At 60.2% G+C, this 24096-nt stretch carries 23 protein-coding genes and 3 tRNA genes; 8 read left to right on the top strand and 18 right to left on the bottom strand.

Annotated elements, in window-relative coordinates:
- Positions 1-7 precede the first annotated feature (7 nt).
- The 6 genes from G5533_RS04535 to G5533_RS04510 all read left to right on the top strand — a co-directional run bounded on the left by G5533_RS04535 (position 8) and on the right by G5533_RS04510 (position 5113).
- Complete coding sequence (locus tag G5533_RS04535) at positions 8-526, top strand: phage major tail tube protein (protein ID WP_108541146.1); 519 nt, start codon at positions 8-10, stop codon at positions 524-526.
- Positions 527-592: 66 nt separating this feature from the next.
- Positions 593-877, top strand: a complete 285-nt coding sequence (locus G5533_RS04530; RefSeq protein WP_108541147.1) for a phage tail assembly protein — start codon at positions 593-595, stop codon at positions 875-877.
- Positions 878-885: 8 nt separating this feature from the next.
- Entirely contained in the window at positions 886-1017 is a 132-nt protein-coding gene (locus G5533_RS04525; RefSeq protein ID WP_108541148.1) for a GpE family phage tail protein, read from the top strand.
- Entirely contained in the window at positions 1014-3449 is a 2436-nt protein-coding gene (locus G5533_RS04520) for a phage tail tape measure protein (RefSeq protein ID WP_441254550.1), read from the top strand. The genes G5533_RS04525 and G5533_RS04520 overlap by 4 nt, the downstream gene beginning before the upstream one ends.
- 12 nt (positions 3450-3461) lie before the next feature.
- Positions 3462-3953 (top strand): phage tail protein, encoded by a 492-nt coding sequence (locus tag G5533_RS04515; protein WP_108541149.1) that lies wholly within the window; start codon positions 3462-3464, stop codon positions 3951-3953.
- Positions 3953-5113: a phage late control D family protein gene (locus G5533_RS04510; protein WP_441254549.1), complete on the top strand. Its 1161-nt coding sequence runs from the start codon at positions 3953-3955 to the stop codon at positions 5111-5113. Before G5533_RS04515 ends, G5533_RS04510 begins: the two co-directional genes overlap by 1 nt.
- 83 nt (positions 5114-5196) lie before the next feature.
- On the opposite strand, the gene G5533_RS04505 is transcribed toward G5533_RS04510, so the two are convergent.
- From G5533_RS04505 to G5533_RS04455, 11 genes are all read right to left on the bottom strand, one after another.
- Positions 5197-5283, bottom strand: a tRNA-Leu gene (locus G5533_RS04505).
- Positions 5284-5324: 41 nt separating this feature from the next.
- Positions 5325-5398: transfer RNA gene (locus tag G5533_RS04500), tRNA-Cys, on the bottom strand.
- A 35-nt stretch (positions 5399-5433) separates the two neighbouring features.
- Positions 5434-5509 (bottom strand) — tRNA-Gly (locus G5533_RS04495).
- 181 nt (positions 5510-5690) lie between these two features.
- Positions 5691-6245: a CDP-diacylglycerol--glycerol-3-phosphate 3-phosphatidyltransferase gene (gene pgsA / locus G5533_RS04490; RefSeq protein WP_031227442.1), complete on the bottom strand. Its 555-nt coding sequence runs from the start codon at positions 6243-6245 to the stop codon at positions 5691-5693.
- 199 nt (positions 6246-6444) lie between these two features.
- Positions 6445-8298: an excinuclease ABC subunit UvrC gene (uvrC, locus tag G5533_RS04485; protein WP_005359709.1), complete on the bottom strand. Its 1854-nt coding sequence runs from the start codon at positions 8296-8298 to the stop codon at positions 6445-6447.
- Positions 8299-8425: 127 nt separating this feature from the next.
- Positions 8426-9070: a UvrY/SirA/GacA family response regulator transcription factor gene (gene uvrY, locus G5533_RS04480; protein WP_005337448.1), complete on the bottom strand. Its 645-nt coding sequence runs from the start codon at positions 9068-9070 to the stop codon at positions 8426-8428.
- Positions 9071-9282: 212 nt separating this feature from the next.
- Positions 9283-10032, bottom strand: coding sequence for a 3-deoxy-manno-octulosonate cytidylyltransferase (gene kdsB, locus G5533_RS04475; RefSeq protein ID WP_421254884.1), 750 nt, complete (start codon positions 10030-10032; stop codon positions 9283-9285).
- On the bottom strand, positions 10029-10217 hold the full coding sequence (locus tag G5533_RS04470) for a Trm112 family protein (RefSeq protein ID WP_005347033.1): 189 nt from the start codon (positions 10215-10217) through the stop codon (positions 10029-10031). Before G5533_RS04470 ends, kdsB begins: the two co-directional genes overlap by 4 nt.
- A 121-nt stretch (positions 10218-10338) precedes the next feature.
- Complete coding sequence (gene lpxK / locus G5533_RS04465; RefSeq protein ID WP_421254885.1) at positions 10339-11334, bottom strand: tetraacyldisaccharide 4'-kinase; 996 nt, start codon at positions 11332-11334, stop codon at positions 10339-10341.
- Positions 11334-13097: a lipid A ABC transporter ATP-binding protein/permease MsbA gene (gene msbA, locus G5533_RS04460; RefSeq protein WP_157160501.1), complete on the bottom strand. Its 1764-nt coding sequence runs from the start codon at positions 13095-13097 to the stop codon at positions 11334-11336. The genes lpxK and msbA overlap by 1 nt, the downstream gene beginning before the upstream one ends.
- 104 nt (positions 13098-13201) lie before the next feature.
- Positions 13202-15403 (bottom strand): DNA internalization-related competence protein ComEC/Rec2, encoded by a 2202-nt coding sequence (locus G5533_RS04455; protein ID WP_441254548.1) that lies wholly within the window; start codon positions 15401-15403, stop codon positions 13202-13204.
- A gap of 27 nt (positions 15404-15430) precedes the next feature.
- Between G5533_RS04455 and G5533_RS04450 the strand changes: the two genes are divergently transcribed.
- A complete protein-coding gene (locus G5533_RS04450; protein WP_005350890.1) occupies positions 15431-15949 on the top strand; it encodes a DUF2062 domain-containing protein in 519 nt (172 codons plus the stop codon).
- Positions 15943-16446: a DUF2062 domain-containing protein gene (locus G5533_RS04445; protein ID WP_042081972.1), complete on the top strand. Its 504-nt coding sequence runs from the start codon at positions 15943-15945 to the stop codon at positions 16444-16446. The genes G5533_RS04450 and G5533_RS04445 overlap by 7 nt, the downstream gene beginning before the upstream one ends.
- Before the next feature lie 116 nt (positions 16447-16562).
- Here the strand turns inward: G5533_RS04445 and G5533_RS04440 are convergent, their stop codons facing one another.
- From G5533_RS04440 to glpD, 7 genes are all read right to left on the bottom strand, one after another.
- Complete coding sequence (locus G5533_RS04440) at positions 16563-17753, bottom strand: amino acid aminotransferase (RefSeq protein WP_441254547.1); 1191 nt, start codon at positions 17751-17753, stop codon at positions 16563-16565.
- A gap of 145 nt (positions 17754-17898) precedes the next feature.
- On the bottom strand, positions 17899-18840 hold the full coding sequence (locus G5533_RS04435; protein WP_421254888.1) for a hypothetical protein: 942 nt from the start codon (positions 18838-18840) through the stop codon (positions 17899-17901).
- Positions 18841-19011: 171 nt separating this feature from the next.
- Entirely contained in the window at positions 19012-19884 is an 873-nt protein-coding gene (hdfR, locus tag G5533_RS04430) for an HTH-type transcriptional regulator HdfR (RefSeq protein WP_421206443.1), read from the bottom strand.
- Positions 19884-20255: a DUF413 domain-containing protein gene (gene maoP / locus G5533_RS04425; RefSeq protein WP_421206445.1), complete on the bottom strand. Its 372-nt coding sequence runs from the start codon at positions 20253-20255 to the stop codon at positions 19884-19886. Before maoP ends, hdfR begins: the two co-directional genes overlap by 1 nt.
- A 298-nt stretch (positions 20256-20553) precedes the next feature.
- Positions 20554-21036 (bottom strand): serine protease inhibitor ecotin, encoded by a 483-nt coding sequence (eco, locus tag G5533_RS04420; protein ID WP_005337529.1) that lies wholly within the window; start codon positions 21034-21036, stop codon positions 20554-20556.
- A gap of 218 nt (positions 21037-21254) precedes the next feature.
- Positions 21255-22343: a glycerophosphodiester phosphodiesterase gene (gene glpQ / locus G5533_RS04415; RefSeq protein WP_005337531.1), complete on the bottom strand. Its 1089-nt coding sequence runs from the start codon at positions 22341-22343 to the stop codon at positions 21255-21257.
- A 96-nt stretch (positions 22344-22439) separates the two neighbouring features.
- Positions 22440-23927 carry a glycerol-3-phosphate dehydrogenase gene (gene glpD / locus G5533_RS04410; RefSeq protein ID WP_441254546.1) on the bottom strand — a complete coding sequence of 496 codons (1488 nt, stop codon included), beginning with the start codon at positions 23925-23927 and terminating at the stop codon, positions 22440-22442.
- Between the last annotated feature and the right edge of the window lie 169 nt (positions 23928-24096).

The raw sequence follows: 24096 nt of genomic DNA, 5'->3' as shown, positions 1-24096 counted from the left end.
AGCCACCATGGCACTGCCAAGAAAAGTCAAACAGCTCAACATGTTCACCGACGGCACTAACTGGGTGGGTGAAGCGGAAGACTTCACCTTTGCAAAACTCTCCCGCAAGTTCGAAGCCTATCGCGGCGGCGGCATGGGCGGCGCCGTCAACATCGACATGGGGCTGGATGACAGCGCTCTCGATACCTCTTTCACCATGGGCGGCTACAGCGCCGAGATCCTGGGCAAGATGGGCAATGGCAAGATCGACGGCATCGCCCTTCGCTTTGCCGGTTCCATCCAACGTGATGATGTCGTCGGTGTACAGGCCGTAGAAGTATTCACCCGAGGCCGCTTCAAAGAGATCGACTGGGGCACCGCCAAGGTCGGCGATAACAGCCAGGCCAAGGTCACCATGGTTAACACCTACTACAAAGTGACCATTGACGGGGCCGTCATCCACGAAATCGACTTGCTCAACATGATCGAGATCGGCCCCGATGGCGTCGACCGCATGGCCGAGCACCGCAAAGCCATCGGCCTCTAACCCATTCACCCATCCAACGGGTGGCACACTGCCGCCCTCACCACATCAACAACAGGAACCTACACCATGGAACAGAAAGAAATCACCCTCGACACCCCGATCCAGCGCGGCGAGAGCACCCTCAATAGTCTGACCATCCGCAGCCCCAAAAAGGCAGGCCACCTGCGCGGGCTCAACACCATGGACATCGTCCAGATGAACGTCGATACCCTCATCAAACTGCTGCCCCGCATCACTGACCTGACCGAAAAAGAAGTGAACGACATGGATCCGGCTGACCTGCTCAAAGCCGGAGTCGTGGTGGTCGGTTTTTTGATGGGCTCGCAGCAGGAGGCTTACCTCACTGCATAGATGACCTGATGGCCGAGATTGCCATCATCGCCCACTGGCCGCCGTCCGAGATGGCGGCCATGGAGATCAGCGAGCTGATGGGCTGGCACCAACGCCTCGTTGAGACTCACAACCGCATCAACGGGGCAGAACAACAATGAACCCTCTCAAACTTCAAATCCTGCTTAACGGGATCGACAAGCTCACCGCCCCCCTCAAGGCAGCCAGCGGCCAGAGCCGCATCACCGCCAAAGACCTGGTCGACACGAAGAAGCGCATCAAGGAGCTGGAAGCCCAGAGCGGCCAGATTGATGGCTATCGAACCCTCGGCCAGCAGATTGGCGCGACCCGCGCGCAGCTGACCCAAGCCCAGCGCGACGCCCAACAGATGGCCCAGCAGTTTGCCAAGGTCGAGCAACCGACCAAGGCCATGACCCGCGCCATGGAGCAAGCCAAGCAGAAGGTGCGCGACCTCTCCCAGCAAGAGCGGGAAATGGTCGCCCGTCACGGTAGCCTGAAACAGGCCATGGGCGAGGCAGGCATCAACACCAAACAGCTGGGCCAGCACCAGCGCCAGCTCAAGAGCGATCTTGCTGCCGCCAACAGCCAGCTCGACCAGCAACGGGCCAAGCTGGGGCAACTGGCCGACCAACAAAAGCGCCTCAACCAGATCAAAGCCAACTACGACAAAACCATGTCGATGCGCGGCACTCTGGCGGGCTATGGCGCTGCGGGCATGGCCACCGGGGCCGCCGCCATCTACAAGGGCACCAATATCGCGGGCAAGGCGATGGGCTTTGATGTCGATATGTCCAAGGTGCAGGCGATCACCCGGTTGAGCAAAGAGAGCAGCGAACTGGCCGCCCTACGGACCCAGGCGCGGGAGCTCGGCGCCAATACCGCCTTCACGGCGGGTGAAGCGGCGCAGGGCCAGGGCTTTCTGGCCATGGCCGGTTTCACCCCCAAGGCAATCCGTGACGCCATGCCCGGGGTGCTCGATATCGCCAAGGCGGGCGGCGTCGAGATTGCTGCTGCCGCCGATATCGGCTCCAACATCCTGACCGGCTTCAAGCTGCCGGCGAACCAGATGACCCGCTTGGGGGATGTGATGGTCGGCACCTTCACCCGCGCCAACGTCGACTTGCAGATGCTGGGAGAAACCATGAAATACGTGGGGCCGGTAGCCGCAGGGCTCGGGGTCGACCTTGAAACCGCCTCCGCCATGGCAGGCAAGCTGGGGGATGCGGGTATTCAGGGCAGCATGGGCGGTACCGCCATCCGCGCCATTCTCGGCCGCTTGGCCTCCCCGCCCAAGGCGGCGAATGATGCGTTGGCTGCCCTCAACGTCAAGACCGCCGATGCGACGGGCAACCTGCGCTCGTTGCCAGATATCCTGGACGAACTCTACAAGAAAACCAGCAAGATGGGGGACGCTACCCGTTCGGGCTACTTCAAGGCCATCGCGGGCGAAGAGGCATTTGCCGCCCTGACCGTGCTGACCGAGCAGGCCGGTTCCGGCAAGCTGCAGGAGCTGATCGCCACGTTGAAACAAACCCAGGGGGAAGCGGGCAAGGTCGCCAAGGTGATGGCCGATAACGCCATCGGCGACCTGGACAACCTTACCTCCGCCTGGGACGACATAGGCATCCAGATGATGGAGACCGAGAACGGCCCACTGCGTGGCATTATCCAGCGCGTCACCGAAATCATCCAGGTCACCGGCGACTGGATGCGGGCCAACCCAGAGCTGACCTCGACCCTGACCCGTATCGCGGCGGTCACCGCCGTAACGGCTGCTGCTGGCGGGTCGCTGCTGCTGATTGTGGCCGGTCTGCTGGGGCCACTGGCTGCCATCAAGATGGGGCTTTCGACCCTGCTGGTTTATGGCGGCCCGCTGCTGACCTTCATCAAGGCGCTGACCATGGGCATGGTCAGGCTCGGGATTGCCATGCTCACCACCCCGATCGGCTGGTTCATCATGGGGATTGTGGCAATCGCGGCCGGGGCCTACCTGCTCTACAAACATTGGGATGGGGTCACCAAGTGGTTCAGCGACCTATGGGCCCAGTGCAAGGCCCCTGCTCTCGCCTTCTGGGAACTCCTGAAAGAGCTCTTCTCATGGACCCCCATCGGCATACTGATCATGCACTGGGACGAAATCTGGGCCTTCTTCGATACCCTGCCAGCAGGGGCCGCCAACAAGGGTAAGGCCATCATCGACGGCCTGATTGGCGGCATCAGTGCCAAGTGGGAGAGTTTGAAGAACAAGATCAAAGCCCTCACCGACCTGCTGCCGGATTGGATGCAGGGGGGCGGCTCGGTCACCGCCAACGTCAATCCGTCCGGCTACCTCACCGGCAACTACAACACCCCGGCCATGGCGGGCGGTTCGGGATACGGCCCGCGCATCGTCACCCCGGTGCGACCAGTGGCCCGAGGCAACAGCACCACCCAGATCCACGCCCCGATCAGTATCACCCAGCAGCCGGGACAATCAGCCACCGATGTGGCGCAAGAGGTGCGCCGCGAACTGGACCGACGCGAACGGCAGGCAGCCGCCAGTGGCCGCGCCTCCCTGACCGACCGCAACTAAGGAGCAACCACCATGATGATGACCCTGGGCTGGTTCGTGTTTATGCGCTCGACCGTGGCCCCGCAATCTCAACAAGACGAAAAATCATGGCGCCACCCGGGCAATAACCGGGTCGGCGCCCGCCCCTCATATCAGTACCTCGGGCCAGATGACGAGCTCAGTCACTTAAGCGGGGTACTCTATCCAGAGCTCACCGGCGGCCCAGTCTCCCTCGATATGCTCAATAGCATGGGTGACAGCGGCCAAGCCTTCCCCTTAATCCAAGGCGATGGCGTGATGCGCGGCTCGTTCGTGATAGAGGGGATCAGCACCACCCGCAGCGAGTTCTTCCAGGATGGCAGCGCCAGAAAAATCGAGTTCAGCATCAAGCTCAAGCGGGTCGATGACAACGACAGTTCCCTCGGCAACACCCTGCTCGGTCGCACTGCGGGCAACCTGCTCGGTCGCTTGGGCGTTGGCAAGCTGCTGAACACGGTGGGCGGCAAACTCGGGGGGCTGCTCTGATGGGAGCATTCGACCTGTTCGGTACCCGCTTGACTGAAAACCTTGGCATCACCAGCCAGCTGGATGCCCTGAGCCAACAACATCCGGCGCCCGCCTATCAGGTGCGGGTCGATGGCAGCGATGTCTCGGGCACTCTGCGCCCACGCTTGATGCACATGACCATCACCGATAACCGGGGCTTTTCGGCCGACACCATCGAGATCGCCCTCGATGACAGCGACGGCAAGCTGGCCATGCCGCGCCGTGGGGCCACCCTCCAAGCCAGCATCGGGTGGCAAGGCGGCCCCCTGGTCGATAAAGGCACCTTCAAAATTGACGAGGTGGAGCATGGCGGCGCGCCGGATGTGCTCACCATCAGGGGCAAGTCGGCAGACCTGCGCGGGGGCATGAACAAACTGCGCGAGCGCAGTTGGCACTTTGAGACCATCGGCGCCATCGTTGAGCAGCTTGCCGCCCGCTATGGCCTGACACCGAGCGTTGGCGACGCCTTCAAGGGGATGGTGATCGACCACATCGACCAGACCAACGAGAGCGATCTGGCCTTTCTTACCCGCTTGGCCACCGAACAAGATGCCATCGCCACCGTCAAATCTGGCCGCCTGATGTTCATCAAGGCGGGCAACGGCACCACCGCCAGCGGTAAGCCACTGCCGGCTGTCACCATCACCCGCCAGGACGGCGATCAGCACCAGTTCTCGGTGGCCGACCGCGACGCCTACACCGGCGTCATCGCTTACTGGCAAGACAACAAAGCCGCCGAGAAGAAGAAAATCGAGGTGAAGCGCAAGCAAAAGACCAAACCGAAAGAGGAACGACCGCTACCACCGGGGGTGGTAGTCAACAAGAAGGAGAACGAGCTGCTGGTTGGCGACAGTGAGAACGTCAAGGAGCTGCGCCACGTTTACGCCAGCCAGAGCAACGCAATGAGGGCCGCGCGGGCTGAATGGGAAAAGCTGCAGCGAGGCGTGGCTGAGTTTCAGATCACCCTGGCCAAAGGCCGACCCGAGCTCTACCCGGAACAACCCACCACGGTCAGGGGATTCAAACCGCAAATCGACGAGGCCGAATGGCTACTCACCCAGGTCGTTCACGACCTCACCGACCAGGGCTACACCAACCGCTTGCAACTCGAAGTGAAACTGGCAGAGCTGCCGGAATAAATCTGTGTGGATCAAATGTGGACACTGAAGAAAAAGAAAAAGGCCACTATATCTAGTGGCCTTCTGTAACTCTTTGATTTTAATGGTGCCCGAGGCCGGAATCGAACCGGCACGACGCGAACGTCGAGGGATTTTAAATCCCTTGTGTCTACCGATTTCACCACTCGGGCACCGCAATCGGTATCAAGCTCGCGTGGCGGGCTTGTCAATATGGAGGCACGTTCCGGAGTCGAACCGGACTAAACGGATTTGCAATCCGCTGCATAACCGCTTTGCTAACGCGCCATGCAAAAGAGAGTTGGCTCTCTATTGTCTGAATTTGGAGCGGGAAACGAGACTCGAACTCGCGACCCCGACCTTGGCAAGGTCGTGCTCTACCAACTGAGCTATTCCCGCATTGGTCTGGCTGACTGCCTGACTACGAGGACGCATTCTAGCGATGTTCCTCGCCCAGTCAACCAGAAATATTTAATTACCTGATCGTTCGGGCATTTTTTGCCCTTTTTGAACAGTTTTAGCGCCTTTGGCCGTTTCCTGCCTCAAATCAGCGGAAACCTCACCTTGCGGCGCAAGTGACTCACAGGTTGGCGTGGTGGGTCAAATCGCCCCAGGCAGCCTTCATGTACTGGAACATCGACCAGAAGGTGAGCACGGTGGCAACATAGAGCATCACATAGGCGAGCCACACCATCCAGACGTTGTATTGCCAAATCAGACCGGTGAGCGACACCATCTGGATCATGGTCTTCCACTTGCCAATCCAGCTAACCGCCACCGAGGAGCGTTTGCCGAGCTCGGCCATCCATTCGCGCAGGGCGGAGATGATGATCTCGCGGCCAATCATGGTCATGGCGGGGATGGTCACCCAGATGGTGTTGTAGTGTTCGACGATAACCACCAGTGCGGCGGCAACCATGATCTTGTCGGCAACCGGGTCAAGGAAGGCGCCAAAGGCGGTGGACTGATTGAGCTTGCGAGCCAGATAGCCATCAAACCAGTCGGTGGCAGCGGCCAGAATAAAGATGATGGCGGCAGCCAGATAGGACCATTGATAAGGCAGATAGAACAGGATGACGAAGACGGGAATGAGCAAAATCCGGAAAAACGTCAACAGGTTAGGTATGTTTGTCATTATTTTCAGCCACTTCTTGTACGTCGCTACATAGTGCGCCAAAGCCGATTTGCGATGCAACCGCACTGGCGCCCGTCTTGGTCTTTTTAATCCATCAATCTTCTCAAAATGCGAAGGCCATTATGGCATTTACGGCCCCCCCGCGTCACGGCTCTTGTGCATCAAGGAGTTAGCGATTTTGCCATGCCGCTAACCCTGCTCAGGCGCTGTGCAAGCCATCGTGGATGGTCTGGGCCAGCTCCTGACTGATGCCGGGAACCTTGGCCAGTTCATCCACGCTCGCCTTTTTGACCTCCTGCAGGCCGCCCAGATATTTGAGCAGCGCCTGCCGCCGCTTTGGCCCCACCCCCGGAATATCCTCCAGACTGCTGCTGGTGCGGGCCTTGGCCCGTCTGGCCCGGTGGCCGGTAATGGCAAAACGGTGAGATTCATCGCGAATATGCTGAATAAGGTGCAAAGCGGGCATATCTGCCGGCAAATGCAGCTCTTCGTGGCTCTCCCCCATGATGAGTGTTTCCAACCCTGCCTTGCGGGTGACCCCCTTGGCAATCCCCACCAGCAGCGGATATTTGCCGCCGAGAAACTCCAGCTGACGGGCCAGGATCTCTTCGGCGCGGCGCAACTGGCCGAGGCCGCCGTCGATAAACAGCACGTCCGGCACCTTGTCCGGCTCCTGCTGCTTGCCAAAGCGGCGCTCCAGCGCCTGCTCCATCGCCGCGTAGTCATCACCACCGGTGATGCCGTCGATGTTGAAACGACGATATTCCGATGAGAGCGGCCCCTCCCGGTTGAACACCACGCAAGAGGCCACGGTGCGCTCCCCCATGGTGTGGGAGATATCGAAACACTCCATGCGGGCGATGGGGCGCTCCAGCTCCAGCAGCTCTTCCAGCTGGTCGTAGCGGGCGGTGATGGTGCTCTTGTGAGCCAGCCGCGAGCGCAGCGCCGTCTCGGCGTTGATGGAAGCGAGCTTGATAAAGCGGGCCCGCTCGGCGCGGGTACGGCTCACCACCCGCACCTTGTAGCCTGCGGTCTGGCTCAGAGTCTCGGCGATGACGCTCTCGTCCTCAAGGGCCACATCGAGCAGCACCTCGCTCGGGATCTGCCGCCCCCCCTGCCCCGACAGATAGAACTGCAGCAGGAAGGATTGCACCACCTCGTCAAGCTGGGTATCAGCAGGCACTTTCGGGAAGTAGCTGCGCGAGCCGAGCACCTTGCCCTGACGGATAAAGAGTACGTGAATGCAGGCCGCACCTTGCTGGAAGGCGACCCCCACCACATCCAGCTCGTCCAGTACGTTGCCGCTCACCGACTGCTGCTCGGTGACCCGGCGCAGCGCCAGGATCTGATCCCGGTAGCGGGCCGCCTCTTCAAAACGCAGATCGCCGCTGGCGGACTCCATCTTGCCAACCAGCTCTCCAATCACCTGCTGGTTCTTGCCCGCCAGAAACAGCTTGGCCAGCTCCACCTGCTGGGCATATTCGGCCTCGCTCACCAACCCGGGTACGCAAGGGCCAGCGCAACGCTTGAGCTGATAGAGCAGGCAGGGACGGGTGCGGTTGGCATAGACCGCATCTTCGCACTGACGCACCGGGAAAATTTTCTGCATCAGATGCAAACTCTCACGCACCGCGCCGCCAGAGGGGTATGGGCCGAAGTACTCCCCCTTCACCTTGCGGGCACCGCGATGCACGCCGATGCGTGGATGCTGGTGCGCGGTGATGATGATCCAGGGGTAGGATTTGTCGTCCCGCAGCAGCACGTTGTAACGGGGTTGGTACTGCTTGATGAGGTTGTGCTCGAGGATCAGCGCCTCGGTCTCGGTGTGGGTAACGGTGACCTGGATATCGGCGATCTGGCGCACCAGGGTGCGAGTCTTGATGCTGTCGACGTTGGTGCGAAAGTAGGAGGCGAGCCGCTTTTTCAGATCCTTGGCCTTGCCCACGTAGATCACGGTGCCACCGCTGTCATACATGCGGTAGACGCCACTTTGATGGGTGACGGCGCTCAGAAACGCCTTGCTATCGAAGAGAGGTTCGGGAGAGAGGGTCATCAGCTACTCGGCTCACACAAAGGCAAAAATTGACGGGCAGAGCATACTGCCCTCGCCGCCTGAAAAGCAAAAGGGCAGAAAAGCAAAAAGGCGGCACTCGCCGCCTTTGTGACCACACGCCACCCGATTAGAGGGTATCGGCATCCAGCATGCCATAGCGAATGGCCAGATGGGTCAGTTCCACGTCACCGTTAATCCCCAGCTTGCTGAACAAACGATAGCGGTAGCTGTTGACCGTCTTCGGGCTCAGGTTGAGCTGCTCGGAGATATCGGTCACCTTCTGCCCCTTGGTGATCATCATCATGATCTGCAGCTCGCGCTCGGAGAGGGACTTGAAGGGATTCTCGTCAGCGGAGGCAAACTGGCTGAGGGCCATCTGCTGGGCAATCTCCGGGGAGATGTAGCGCTGACCGGAGTGCACCAACCGGATCGCCTGGATCATCTCGTCAGGAGCTGCCCCCTTGGTCAGGTAACCGGCGGCGCCCGCCTGCATCACCTTGGTGGGGAACGGATTTTCTGAATGAATGGTCAGCACTATGATGCGCACATCGGGGCGGATCCGCAGAATTTTGCGGGTCGCTTCCAGACCACCAATACCCGGCATGTTCATGTCCATCAGGATCACGTCCGGATGGTGTTGGCGACAGAAAGTGACTGCTGTCTCGCCGCTCTGTGCTTCGCCCACCACCTTGATCCCGCGCACATCTTCAAGAATGCGTCTTATCCCTGTACGCACCAGTTCATGATCATCGACCAGGAATACATTTATCACCCAAACACCCCGTTTTATCTCGTTTTAGCCGCCCGGTTAGGGTTAACAGGGCGTCTTGCATCATAACCAAACTCGTCGCTTTGGCAAACCATGCACGCCAAAAGTTTGAGAAAACCCATGTTTAGCGTTTAAAATCAAATAATTATATAAATTTTCAAAACAAAAAACGGTGCCTTGCGACACCGTTTTTCATTACTTGAGTGTTGTGGTCATTACTGGGCCAAGAAGGCGCGCACCTTCTCCAGATCGGCCTGAGTATCCACCCCGACCGGCGGCGCTTCAAGGGCCTGGGCGACGTGGATCTTCTCCCCATACCAGAGCACCCGCAGCTGCTCCAGTGCCTCGACCTGCTCCAGCACGCTCGGTGCCCAGTCTACATAACGCTGGATAAATCCGGCGCGATAGGCGTAGATACCGATATGACGCTGGTAGTGGTCGCCAATCTGCTCATGGCTCTTGGCAAAGCGATCCCGATCCCAGGGAATGCAGGCGCGACTGAAGTAGAGGGCGTAGCCATCCTTGTCAGTCACCACTTTCACTGCGTTCGGATTGAACGCCTCTTCGGCATCCTTGATCGGCACCGACAGGGTCGCCATCGGCGCCGTGGCGGCGGCCAGATTATCCGCCACCTGACGAATGATGGCGGGCGGAATGAGCGGCTCATCCCCCTGCACATTGACGATGATGGTATCGGCGGCAAAGCCGTAGTGACGGCACACCTCGGCCAGACGCTCGGTGCCGGACTGGTGATCCGGTGAGGTCATGCACACCTCGACGCCGGTGCTCTGCAGTGCCTGCTGTACCCGCTCGTCATCGGTGGCAACGATCACCCGATCGGCACCGGATTGCAGCGCTTTTTCCACCACGTGCTGCACCATGGGCTTGCCATGGATATCCGCCAGCGGCTTGCCCGGCAGACGGGTTGACGCATAGCGGGCCGGAATGACGACGACGAAACTCATGACGGCAGCTCATCGCTGTTGAGCGGACGGGCACGGTTCTCAAGCAGCACCGGGATCCCCTCCTCCAGCGGATAGGCCAGCTTGTCAAAGCGGCAGACCAGCTCATGAACTGCTTTGTTGTAGTGCAGCTTACCCTTGCAGACCGGGCAGGCGATGATGTCGAGCAACTTGATGTCCAAAGCCAAAACGATACTCCTTCAACGATGTCGCGCTGGCGGCTTTATCACGCCAGCGATGGATGTCGAGCAACCAGATATTCCGTACGGGGCGTATCAAGCCCCTGCTCCCTCACCGAGGCAAGAGAGATTAATCTTGCGCCCTGGCCGCGCCCTTCCCCTTTGTCCCCAGCTTGTGCAGCAGGGCATCGAGCAGGGAGGCGGGCAACTCGGCACTGACCGGCAGATACCACCAGTTATCGAGGGCAAACGGACGACACTTGACCGCATCCTTCTCGGTCATCAGCAGCGGCTTGCTGGCAAAGCGGCCCACCAGCTCATCCCGATCGAAGGGGTGATGATCGCCGTAGGCGGCCTGCTGATCCAGCTGATAGCCGAGCCCTTCCAGGGTGGCAAAGAAGCGGGGCGGATGGCCAATCCCCGCCAGCGCATCGACCGGCCCCGACAAGGGGGCAGCAAGCGGGGCATCGTCGCGCACCCGGCGCGGGGTGTCGGCGACCAGTTGCATGGGGTACTCCCCCTTGCCCGGCTCGCCGCCGTTGCAGATGATGGCATCCACCCGTTTGAGACGAGTGATCGGCTCGCGCAGCGGCCCCATCGGCAGCAAGCAGGCGTTGCCGAAACGGCGCGCGCCGTCCACCACCACCAGCTCGATGTCGCGGGCCAGCGCATAGTGCTGCAGGCCGTCGTCGGTGATGATGATATCCACCTCACCGCTCTGCTCCAGCAGTCGTACCGCGTCGGCCCGTTTCGGGGCAACCACCACGGGGCAGCCGCAGCGCCGGGCAATCAGCACCGGCTCATCTCCGGCCTGCGCCGTGGTGCTGGTCTCATCCAGCCGATAGGGGTAATGGGGCGCCTTGCCACCATAACCACGGCTCACCACCCCGGGGCGATAGCCGCGGGCTTGCAACTGCTCCACCAGCCAGACCACCACCGGCGTCTTGCCGTTGCCCCCCACCGAAATATTGCCCACCACAATGACCGGCAAGGAGGAGCGATACCCCTTGCGCCAGCCATGACGATAGGCGTAGCGGCGGGTGCCGCTGATGATGGCAAACAGCAGGGCAAAGGGGGCCAGCAACCAGCGCCAGCCACTTTTGCGATACCAGAGCCGTTCCAGCATCAGGCTTTGCTTCCCGCGTTGCCAAACTGAATGGCGCGCAGCTGGGCATAGGTGCCGCGCTGCTCCATCAGTGCTTCGTGGTTACCGCGCTCGACGATATGGCCTTCGTCGATCACCAGGATCTCGTCCGCCTTCTCGATGGTGGAGAGACGGTGGGCAATCACCAGCGAGGTACGCGCCTTGCAAAGCTCGTCGATAGCCGCCTGAATGTGGCGCTCGGACTCGGTATCGAGGGCCGAGGTGGCCTCATCCAGCAGCAGAACCGGCGCATCGCGCAGCAAAGCCCGTGCAATGGCAACACGCTGGCGCTGACCACCGGAGAGGGATGCACCGTTCTCGCCAACCACAGTGTCATACCCGTTGCTCATCTTGCTGACGAACTCGTCGGCATGAGCGATACGGGCGGCCTGCACGATCTGGTCGCGGCTGTATTTGTCTTCTGCGGCGTAGGCGATGTTGTTGGCAACCGAGTCGTTGAACAGGTGGACATGCTGGGAGACCAGCGCGTACTGCTTGCGCAGCTCGCTCAACTTGTATTCGCGGATGTTGATGCCGTCCAGCAGGATCTCGCCCTGATCGATGTCGTAGAAGCGGGTCAACAGGCTGGCAATGGTACTCTTGCCAGAGCCGGAACGGCCCACCAGCGCCACCGATTTACCCGCCTCCACCTTGAAGCTGACGTTGTGCAGCGCCGGGGTATCCTTGGTCGGGTAGGTGAAGGTGACGTTGCGAAACTCGATCTCGCCGCGGGCACGCTCCAGAGTACGGGTGCCGGTATCCTGCTCCGGCTCGCTGTCGAGCAGGCCAAACAGGCTGTGGCAGGCAGTGATGGCGCGCTGGAACTGGTTGTTGACGTCGGTCAGGCTTTTCAGCGGCTTGAGCAGCATCATCATGGAGGTGATCATGACGGTAAACGTACCGGCAGTCAGCTCGCTGCGCACACTGTCGATGGTAGCTACATACAGGAAGGCAGCCAGCGCGATGGAGGCCACCATCTGCACCACCGGGCTGCCGATGGCATCGGCAGCGACCATCTTCATGGTTTGCTGGCGCATGTTGTTGCTGACCTGGAAGAAGCGTTTCTCTTCCACCTTCTGGCCACCAAACATCAGCACCTCTTTGTGCCCTTTGAGCATCTGCTCGGTGGAGGTGGTGATATCCCCTACCGCCTGCTGGATGTGACGGCTGATCTGGCGGAAACGGCGGCTGATAAGGCCGATGATGACCCCCACCAGCGGGCCAACCACCAAAAAGATCACCGACAGCTGCCAGGAGTGCCAGAACATCAGGCCGAGCAGGCCGACCACGGTCGCCCCTTCCCGCACCAGGGTCACCAGCGTGGTGCTCGCCGCCGAGGAGACCTGACTGGCGTCATAGGTCACCTTGGAGAGCAGATGACCGGTGTTCTGACGGTCGAAGAAGCTCATCGGCATCGCCACCATGTGATTGAACACCTGCTGTTGCAGACGCATCACGACGTGGTTGCCAACCCAGGCCATGCAGTAGTTGGAGAGAAAGTTGGCGACACCGCGCAGGGCCACGATGCCGAGGACGAAGAAAGGCATCCATTTCAAAACGGTGCTGTCGTTGCCATTGATGCCCTGATCGATCAGCGGCTTGATGGAGTAGACAAAGGTGGTATCCACGGCGGCGTAGCCCAGCATCCCGATGATGCCACCGACCAGGCCCAGCTTGCGATCACGGACATAACCGAGCAGGCGTTTGAATACTGGCCAGCTCTCTTGTGAGGTTTCTTGTTGCATGAATAGCCGTTAGTAATGGAAATGACGGGCTATTCTAGCCAAAGCGCAGGCTTACACCAAGCGCCGCCACCTATATCGCATTCCTACACGGCAGAAATGGCCGATTATTGCTCAAACCACACTCGCGGTCTCCACCAGTCGCCACTATGTCGGTACCAGGGCCCCACATCTCGCTCGGCGGTGACGCTCAAGCCCTCTGCGGTGGGTTCGACCAGCATCGCCCCTTGCTGACCGGTGATCCACTGGCGGGCATCCCGATAGCGGGCCACTACATCGGGACGGGGAAAGCCCCACTGATTCATAAAACCGGCGCTGTGGATCACCTCCTGCGCCGCTACCGCCGCGACAAACGGGGGCGTGGAGGAGGTGCGACTGCCATGATGGGGGCTCACCAGCAAGGTGCTGGCCATCCCCTCTCCCTCCAGCGCCACCAGTCGCAGCTCGGCCTGCCGCTCGATATCGGCGCTCAGCAGCACGCTGCGCTGCCCATCGCTGATACGCACCACGCAGCCATCGTTATTGCGCCCGCCACCGGGGCGCTCGGGCCAGAGCACTGCAAACGAGAGCCCCTGCCAGCGCCACTGTTGCCCACGCTGGCAGAGCGTTGTTCCCTCACTGAAGGGGTAAGAGGAGAGCTCGTGACGCACCGGCATGGCGCTGAGCAGTCGCTTGCGATTGCCGGCATGGTCCCGATCCTTGTGACTGATGATGAGGCGATCGATGACCCGGATCCCCAGATGGCTCAGCTGGGGCAGGATCACCGCGTCCGCCATGTTGTAGCCTCCGGGATAGCGATCACCAGTGTCATAGAGGATGGCACGCTCCCCCTTGCTGATCAGCACTGCCAGCCCCTGCCCCACATCCAGCACCCGCAGTTGCCAGCGGACAGGCGTTGGCCAAAGCGCCAGCAACAGCGCACACAGACCCGGTAGCCAGAGCCAGCTTGCCGGGCGCCACTGCGCGGCGAACCAGAGCAGCAACAACAGGGTGCAGAGCGGCAGCCACCAGCCGGGCAGTGGCCACCACAGTTGCAGTTGATCGGAAAGCCAATTCAGGATGGTCAGCACCCACCCGAGCCCCAGATCCGCCAGCCAGAACAGGACATAGGCAAGCGAGGTGGAGAGCGGCGCCAGCAGCACACCGATCAGGGCCAGCGGGATGATGGCGATACAAAAGAGCGGCACAGCCAGCAGGTTGATCACTATGGCAAGGGGCGCGATCCCCTCGAACAACGCCAACTGCAGCGGCAGCAGACCGAGTAGCAGCCAGAGCTGGATCTGCCAGAGCCCCGGCTTGTCGTGGAGATATCCCACCAGCAGCAAGATGGCCACCGCCAGAAACGAAAGCCAGAAGCCGGCCGAATAGAGTGCGAAGGGATCCCAGAGGGTCAATACCACAAAGGCCCACAGCCAGATGCGCCAGGCCGGCCACTCTCGCCGACTCCAGCGCAACACGCTCCACACCAGCACCATGATCAGGGCCCGCTCGGTGGCCACCGCAAACCCGGCCAACGCGCTGTAGACGGCGGCAAACAGCAGGGAGGTGATGATGGCGCCGCGCAGACCAAACAGCCTGCCCAGCCACCACCCGAGCACCGCAACCAGCGCGATGTGTTGCCCTGAGATGGCGATGATATGGGTCAGGCCGCTGCCGCGAAACAGCTCCCACTGGGCATCCGTGATACCGCTCTGCTCGCCAAAAGTGAGCGCCGCCAGCAAGGGGGCATAGTCAAGCGGACGCCAACTCTCGGTCGCGGCCCCCAACCAGCGTTCGCGCCAACCCGCAGGTGCCTGTTGAATGTCGATCACCCGGCGCAAATTGCCGGTGGCGGTGATCCCTTTGCCCAGCAGCAGACGCCGCCCATCCAGCCCCGCCTCGTTGGCCAGACCGTGAGCCGGTTTCAACGAGGTCACCAGGATGATTCGGCTACCTACCGTCATGGCTGGCAATGCCTGATAGGCATTGACCCGGATCAGGGGCTCAGGTGTCACCGGTTGCTCGTCGAGGGTGCTCACCCGCAGCAGCAGCCGGACAAATTTATCCCCCTCGGGCTCTGCACTTTGCAGCTGTGCGGTTATCATGTGGCTCGTCTGATCGCCCAACCGCTCCAGCCAGGCCAGCCGATAGGCAAGATTGGCCTGCATCCAGAGGATGCCGAGCAGGAGAAACAGCCACCGCCAGGCACGGCAATATGCAAGGGGGATCAGCAGGGACAGCAACAGGCCCCCCCATGCGAGTGAAGGTAACCATGGCCAGAACAGTGAGGAGCTTGCCCCCAGGGCAAACGACAACAGACGCAGATCCATGGAGCAAGTATTTAGCAAGGTTTCAATATGCCCAAACGACTCATTAAACGCTGGATGCCCGATCAGCAAACCCTGAAAGAACACAAGCACCTGCGGCTGTTCGGCAAACTGCTGCTCGATGCCAACCTCTGGCACCTCAACCGCCGCTCGGCCGCCGGGGCCTTTGCGGTGGGCCTCTTCATGGCCTGGGTGCCGCTCCCCTGCCAGATGCTGCTGGCTGCCGGAGGCGCTATCCTGTGCCGGGTTAATCTGCCGCTCTCGGTGGCGCTGGTCTGGCTCTCCAACCCCTTTACCATGCCGCCCCTGCTCTATGGCGCCTATCTGGTGGGTTGCCAGCTGCTGGGACATTCAGCGCAGCAGATAGAGATTGAGTTCACCTGGGAGTGGCTGGTCTCGGTGCTGGGCACAGTGGCACCGCCGCTGTTGCTGGGCTCGCTGATCCTTGCCCTGCTCAGTTCTCTTATCGGTTACACCCTGATCCGCACCTTCTGGCGGATCAGCACGGTGCGCCAGTGGCAAAAACGCAAGATGGCACGCCCATGCTGAGTCGCTGGTTTGCCCGCTTCAAGCTAGATCCCGATACCCTGCGCCAGCAGAAGTGGTTTGCCCTGTTTGGTGAGCGACTGCTTGCCCCCGCCCTCTGGCAAGGGGGCACCCGCGCCCTGAGCGGCGCGGTGGCGGCCGGGATCTTCGCCTGCTGGTTCCCCATCCCGATGCACTCGCTCATCGCAGTCGGTCTGGCGCTGGCATTCAGCCTCAACCTGCCACTGGCGCTGCTGGCGGTCTGGTTCAACAATCCGCTGACTTTGCCGTTCATGTATCTATACGCCTATCGCACCGGTTGTCTGGTACTGCACCAGACACCGGAGCCCTTCCACCTCAGCTGGACCCTCCACTGGCTGGAGCAGGAGGCGGCCACCCTGGTGCCCCCCTTCCTGCTCGGCAGCCTGCTGCTGGCGGTACTCACCGCCCTGAGCGGCGGCGCCCTGACCGCGCTGCTGCTGCAACTGCGCAAGTTGTGGCAAGGTGCCCGCCACCACTGAGCTGCCCTTACCCTTGTTTGGCGATCAGCCGTTGGCGATCAAAAAAGCCCGTCACCAAGGTGACGGGCTTTTTTATGGCATAGTGCTGCATAGCGCCAGAGCATCAGGCGATGGGATTACAGCACCTTGGCAATGGCCTCGCAGAGGGGATCGATATTGGCGCGGGTAATACCGGCCACACTGATCCGGCCGGAGCCGACGATATAGATGGCAAATTCGCTCTTGAGGCGTTCAACCTGATCCTTGGAGAGACCGGAGAAGGAGAACATGCCGTTCTGCTCGCGGATAAAGCTGAAATCCTGGCTCACGCCGAGGGCAGCCAGCTTCTCTACCAGCAGTTCGCGCATCTCGCGAATACGCACCCGCATGGCGGCCACTTCTTCGACCCACTCGGCATAGAGAGCCGGATCGCTCACCACGGCGGTAACCACTGCGGCACCGTGTGACGGCGGGTTGGAGTAGTTGGCACGGATCACTGTCTTGACCTGAGTGAAGGCCACATCGGCGATTTCCTTGGTCGCGCTGACCAGCGTGAAGGCGCCGACACGCTCGTTATAGAGGCCGAAGTTCTTGGAGAAGGAGCTCGCCACCAGCAGCTCTTCATGGCACTCGGCGAAGATGCGCAGGCCTTCGGCATCCTCTTCAATACCACGGGCAAAACCCTGATAGGCGAAGTCAAACAGCGGCAACCAGCCGGCGGCAGCACTCTGCTTGGCCAGTGCGCGCCACTGATCGCTAGTGGGGTCGATACCGGTCGGGTTGTGGCAGCAGCCGTGCAGCAGCACCAGCTCACCCGGCTGCACTTCGGCCAGCGAGGCCTGCATGGCGGCAAAGTCGAGTCCCTTGGTGGCGGCGTCGTAGTACTTGTACCACTTGACGGTCAGGCCCGCGGCCTGGAATACGCTTACGTGGTTGGCCCAGGTGGGATCGGAGATCCAGATGGTTTTGGCCAGACCGTTGCGCACCACGAATTCGGCCGCGATACGCAGGGCACCGGTACCGCCCGGCGCTTGCGCGGTCTTGGCGCGGCCGCTGGCAACCAGCGCAGAGTGCTGCCCGAACAGCAGTTGCTGCACGATGCGGCCATATTCGATATTGCCTTCAATACCGAGGTAGTTCTTGGTCTTCTCGTCGGTCAGCAGCTTCTGCTCGGCTTTCTTGACGCAGTGAAGAATGGGGGTGGCACCGGACTCGTCCTTGTAGATCCCTACGCCCAGATTGATCTTGTGGCTGCGAGAGTCAGCACGGAAGGCTTCGGTCAGGCCCAGGATCGGATCCGCTGGGGCGGCAACAACCTTTTCAAACATGGTATTCCCTGTATTCCGTTGAGTTCGTTGGGTGGCAAAGCGGCTTGATAAACAAAAGCGCTCATCTGGCGAGCGCTTCGTCAACTCTTTATATCACCGCGTTCAATGAGGGAAAACCGCTTTTTGGCTCGCTTTCAGGCCAATTTCAACCAACGGCATGCCACGCTGGCGCCAGTGCGCACACCTCGGCAGACAAGCCACCATTTGACTCAACCAAACCGCTACAAACTGCTAACAATGGCTTGGGGATCCGGCTCGGTTCCCAGGGCCGGGCCTCAGTCAAAGGTTGGGCATACGCACTGAGGATGGGGGCCAGATCACGGGGCAGCCACCAGCTGGCCGGACGACCCAAGCGCTGGGCCAGCGCCTGCAGCCGATCAACCCCGGCAGGGTCGAGGGCGGTGAGATGACTCCACAGCACATTGGGGGGCAAGGCGGCCACCACCTGCTGCAAGGCCAGAGGAGCCGATGGAGGGGCCCACACCAGCAAGGTGCCGGGTTCAAGAGGCATCTCGGCAAAGGCGCCGACGCTGTCTGTGGTGATCACCCGCTCGATGCTCCCCTCCCCCCACAGGATCTTGCCAAGACCCGCCAAAGTGCGCTCGGGCAGGGCCACCTCCCCCAGCGCCTGCAACCAGGGGGCTGCGTCGATCAGGGTACCACCGCTGAAAAAGAGGCTGAACGGCTGGGCTGCGCGCAAGCGCAACAGCTGATCGGCGCAGAGCCGGATCCCCTTGTCCTCGAAATAGATCTGCTCGTTGGGGGTGAAGTTCACTTCGCTCTTGCGATAGAGCGCCGCCAGCACCCGTTCGTTGACCTGCTCCCCCAATTGCCAGCCCTGAGCATGCAACCACTCCTCTGGCTCGGGGGGCGCGGTGGCGATCTCGGCCAGCATCAGCTCGCGGGTGAGATAGCGCCGCCCGGCCGGGGTGAGCTCATAGCTGTGGCTGCCATGGGCGAGCAGCAGCTGGTTATCCTTGAGCAGGCCCACCAGCGGTTGCCACTGGCGGCCACGGATCACCACAGGTGAGTGGCTCAGCAACTGCTGCGCCAGCGCCCGCCATTCGGGGTGACTAAAGTCGATCAATTACAATCCATCCCTGTCAGTGCTCAATCGGATAAACAGCCTGAAAAGGTACCGTTACAGGCCGATGACGCCAAGCCTCCCGCGCCAATTACGTGACCTCGCTCCCTGCAATTTTCCCCAAACAGAAGAGCCCACCGTGGGGTGGGCTCTTCCTTGGATAACACTCGACGCTTAATCGACGTTGAGGCGCAGTTCGGCATCGTGCCAACCCAGTGGCAGGGTCAGCAGCTGATCGATCAGCTCCCGGCGATCGGATTTCTCCAGATAGGCGAGATAGAGCGGACGGCTCAGCGGCTGGCCCCCCTCCACCAGATGGAGCGCCCCCTTCTCGAGGAAGGGGCTGACCATTCGCCGTGGCAGGTAGGCAGCCCCACCGTTGGCCAGCACGAACTGCAACGCCATGCTGGCGGAGCTGGAGTGCAGCACCGGGGTCTTTTGCAGGCTCTGCAAACGGCTGGGTTGCGGCTCGAAGCTGGTGCCCCAGTCGAGATGGATATGCGGCATCTGCATCAGGTTGTCGGCATTGGCGGCCGGATCCCGGCTCACCAGCTCGAATACCAGCTCACCGATGGGATGCAGGGCGATCTCGTCGATCTTGGTGGGCTCGGAGAGCAGGGCCAGATCGAGGGAGCGCTCAAGCAACTGACGGCAGAGGTGCTCGCGGGAAGCCGTTTCCAGCCGTACCGCCAAACCGGGCGCCAGCGCATAGATGTGGTTGAGCCACTCGTTGAAATCGAGCTCCCAAAACACCGCGGGCGCGCCGATGGCCAACTGCTGGCTGAATCCCGGTGAAAGCGCCACATCCTGCTTGGCACGGCCAAGGGTGTGCAAGATGGCGTCTGCGTAGGGCAGCAGACGCTCACCGGAGGCGGTCAGGCGGATGTTGTTGCGATGACGGGCAAACAGACTGACACCCAGTTGCTGCTCTAGCTGGCGGATCCGGAAACTCACCGCCGACTGGGTCAGGTAGAGATTTTCAGCAGCCCGGCCAAAATGCCGGGTCTTGCTCACCTCGATAAAGGTCCGAAGCAGCTCGGTATCCATTAATCGATGGACTCGTCACTGCCACCGCCGCTGCCACCACCGACATCAAAGCTGCCGCCACCGCTGCTCTCTTCGCTGGCACCACCAACAACGGTGCAGAGGCGATGAACACGCTTGGGACCGATCACCTTGAGGTACTTGAACCACACCTTGGCATGGGGGTTGGCACCGGCTGTGCCGGATTTGACCTGCTCGACGAAGGCGGACTCGACATCGTCACGGGGTGCAAGGTTGCCCTGGTAGAGTGCCAGCATGGCGGTACCATACTTTTCCAGACTGTCCGCTTCGGCCACAGTGAATTCACCACTGCGACGCAGGCCACGGGGAAAATGTTTGAAGTCGTTGAAACGCTTGTCTGATTCGAAGCTCATAGTGCTCTTTTTTCTGGTTAGTTTGACCTTTGCGGGCAAGTATCATCAGGCCATCGCCGAGTGCAAAATCAATTTTCTCACTATGTTAATAAATATCTTTTATCGAAGTCACTTTGCCCCATCGCTGACGCCGATTTTGTGGCATAACACACAAAAAACGTTGATAAATAATAAACTTATGTAAACGTGCAGCCAATTTGCACGTCACTTTTTGGACTGTGCAGGCAAAAATAAAGCGCCATACGGCGCTTTATTTATCACATCAGATGAACCAGCTGAACCTTTGGTTCAAACATGCTTACTCAATCATGGCCGGTTGGGCCAGGTTGTCGGCACGCCACAGACGGTAGCGCACTTCATACTCCTGCGGCACGTAAATCACGAACGGCAGTTTTGAGTTGTAGTTCACGAAGAAGCCCTGACCGTAGATCTGGACGAAGGTCTCTTTCTGCTGGTTATCCGGGCACATCATCAGGGTGCTGATGGGGTCGGAGACTTTGCCCAGCTTCAGGTAGTTGTAGCCCCAACCTTTGACGCTGTGCTGTTCCAGGTTGCCTGCAAAACGCGGTACGTTGCAATCAACCATCATCTTTTTGCCGACCTGCAGCTCGACCATCATGTCGGCTTCTTTCTCGACTTCAGGCAGGCGGATCACCACACGTTCCTGATTCACGTCAGCGGCTGGGAACATGCTGATATCAAATTTTTTCGGCTCGGCGGCGAAGGCATGGCCACCCAGCAACAAGGCGCCCAGCAGGCTAAAACGCAATACGGTTTTCATCTGTACCTCATGGGGTTGGTTCAACGCCGCTAGACTAACCGCTCTGCCGATTTCATGCCAGCGATCTGCTACGTAAAAACTGCGTAAAATGATGCAGATCCGGCACACCATGACGTGATCTGGCTATTTTCTGACAGGGCGCACACTCCCGTTACAGGAACCTGAAACAAAAAGCGAGGCCAATTGGCCTCGCTTTGCATCCAAATGGCGCCAGAGTGCTATTTGGCCGCCTCTTGATGGGCCTTGATGACGGCCACCGCCTTGTCAGGGAAGTCGCTGAACACCCCGTCCACATCGGCTTGATAGAGGAAGATGTTGAGCAGATCGGTAAAGTCCTTGGCATAGGCCGGGATCTGCCCCTCATCCTGACGGAAGGTATAGGGGTGAACTTTCAGGCCCGCCGCATGGGCTTCTTTTACCATACCGGTGAAGACCGGTTTGCCCAAAGTGCCCGGCTCGGTGACGATCATCGGTTTCCACGGGCCAATCCCTTCGGCATAGCTGGCGATGGTTTTCATCGCTCCCGGCTTGAACATCCAGTCATAGTTGTAGGGGGTCGCCTTACCCTTGGCGTCGTAGACCATGGTCTCGTTCCAGTCGGTCTCGGCCATCAGCTGCACCAGTTTCAGATCCATACCCATGGCGGGCATCAGTTCGCTGTTGATGCGCTTGAGTTCATCGGCATCGAAGCACTGCAGATAGACCTTGTCATCCTTCCCGGTATAGCCGTACTCCTTGAGCACCTTCAGCACCGCCTTGGAGATATCCTTGCCTTCGTGACGGAACAGCCAGGGTGCTTTGATCTCCGGGTAGATGCCGATGTTCTTGCCGGTGCTCTTGTTGAGCCCCTGGATCATCTCGATCTCCTCCTGGAAGGTGTGGATCTTGAAGTCTGACTTCCAGAGCGGGAAGCGGGCCGGATAGACCGGCACCTGCTTGCCATCCACCAGCTGGAATGGCTCGGTCATACGCAGGGAACGCACCTCATCCAGAGTGAAATCCACCACATAGTAACGACCGTCCGGACGGGCACGACCGGGGAAGCGCGCCGCCACATCGGTGATGCCATCGAGGAAGTGATCGTGCATCACCACCAGCTGGTCATCCTTGGTCATCACCAGATCCTGCTCCAGATAATCGGCCCCCATGCCATATGCCAGCGCCTTGGACTCCAGGGTATGCTCGGGCAGGTAGCCGGAAGCGCCACGGTGGGCGATAACCACCTTGCCTTCATCGGCAGCCAACACGGGTAATGAGAGGGAGGCCCCAAGGCTCAAGGCGATGAGGGAAACGGCGAGTTTTTTCATATGTGATGCTCTTTATTATTGTGTGTAGGTAATTGTTCTATCAGAGGTTTGTTTCATATTTACGGTGGGCAGCAGCGCACTGCCCACCGTCACTCATCAGCTCGCCTTGCGCAGAGCCTGATGGTATTGGTCGAGCCAGATCTGCAGCATTTGCTGCTCTGACTCGTTCAGGCGCAGCCCCAGCTTGCTGCGGCGCCAGAGGATATCGTCCAGTGAACAGGCCCACTCCCGCTCGATGAGATAACGCACTTCCGACTCGTACAGGCCGCCACCGAAGTGAATGCCGCGATCCTCTTTCAGCCAGAGACGGGCATGGGCACCATAGGCCTCGGCAATGCGCAGGGCGCTGCGATCATCGAGCCAGTCAAACTCCAGCGCAAAGGCGCGGGCCAGCTCGCGTACCGAGCAGTCAAACTCGCCGCCGGGCAGACGGCTGGTCGCCGTCCAGTCATCCCCCATCTGGTTGAACCAGGGCTTGAGCTTGTTGCAGGCGGCCTGCGCCAGCTTGCGATAGGTGGTGAGTTTGCCGCCAAACACCGACAAGAGCGGCGCACCATCCGATTCGCCAGAGAGCTCGAGGGTGTAGTCGCGGGTCACCGCCTGCGGCGAGTCTGACTCGTCATCACAGAGCGGGCGCACCCCGGCGTAAGTCCAGATCACATCTTTCGGCGCAATCTGGCGAGTGAAGTGGGCGTTGACCACCTTGCACAGGTAGGTAATTTCGGCCTCGCTGATCTTCGCTTCCCGCGGGCTGCCGTGGTGCTCCACATCGGTGGTGCCGATGAGTGAGTAGTCCTGCTGATAAGGGATGACGAAGACGATGCGGTTGTCTTCGTTTTGCAGGATATAGGCCTCTTCGCGCTCATGGATGCGCGGCACTATCATGTGACTGCCTTTAATAAGGCGAATGCCGCGGGGGGATTTCTCGTGCAGGCTCTCGTCGTAGAAGGTCTTGACCCAGGGGCCCGCCGCATTGACCAGACCACGGCAGGTGACGGTGAACTGCTCGCCCCCTTCCCGCTCCAAAGTGAGCGTCCAGTGTTTGGAACCGCGCACCGCCTTGATGCAACGGGTGCGGGTCTGCACGTCGGCCCCCTTGTCACGGGCCATCATGGCATTGAGTACCACCAGCCGGGCGTCATCGACCCAGGCGTCCGAGTATTCAAACCCCTTGTTGATCCCCGCGGTCAAGCCATCTTGCGGCAGAAAGCGTACACCGCAGCTCCCCTTGAGCTTGTCGCGCTTGGCCAGATTGTCATAGAGGAACAGACCGGCGCGGATCATCCAGGCCGGACGCAGGTGCGGGCGGTGCGGCAGGCGAAAACGCATGGGACGAGCAATGTGAGGCGCCATACCGAGCAGCACCTCACGCTCCGCCAACGCCTCTTTCACCAGCCGGAATTCGTAATGTTCGAGATAGCGCAAACCGCCGTGGATCAGCTTGCTGGAGTTGGACGAGGTGGCAGAGGCGAGATCTTGCGCCTCAAACAGGGCAACCTTCAGACCCCGTCCTGCCGCATCGGCTGCGATGCCGACCCCGTTGATGCCGCCACCGACGACGACCAGATCATAATGTTCGCTCATGTTCACCTACTTTCATTTTTATGATTGCTATAACAGCAATGTTTGATTTCGCTCATTTTAGAACATGAAAATACAACAAACGAACATTTTATGATGAAAGTGTGATCGCCACAGCCCGCCAGAGGTGGCAAAGGGGACAGGTCAGCGGAGCAAATGGCGTCGGGCCAAC

It is taken from the genome of Aeromonas sp. A600620 (assembly GCF_029479985.1).
GTDB classification, from domain to species: Bacteria; Pseudomonadota; Gammaproteobacteria; order Enterobacterales; family Aeromonadaceae; genus Aeromonas; species Aeromonas veronii_A.
This window is presented reverse-complemented; position numbering and strand designations above follow the sequence as displayed.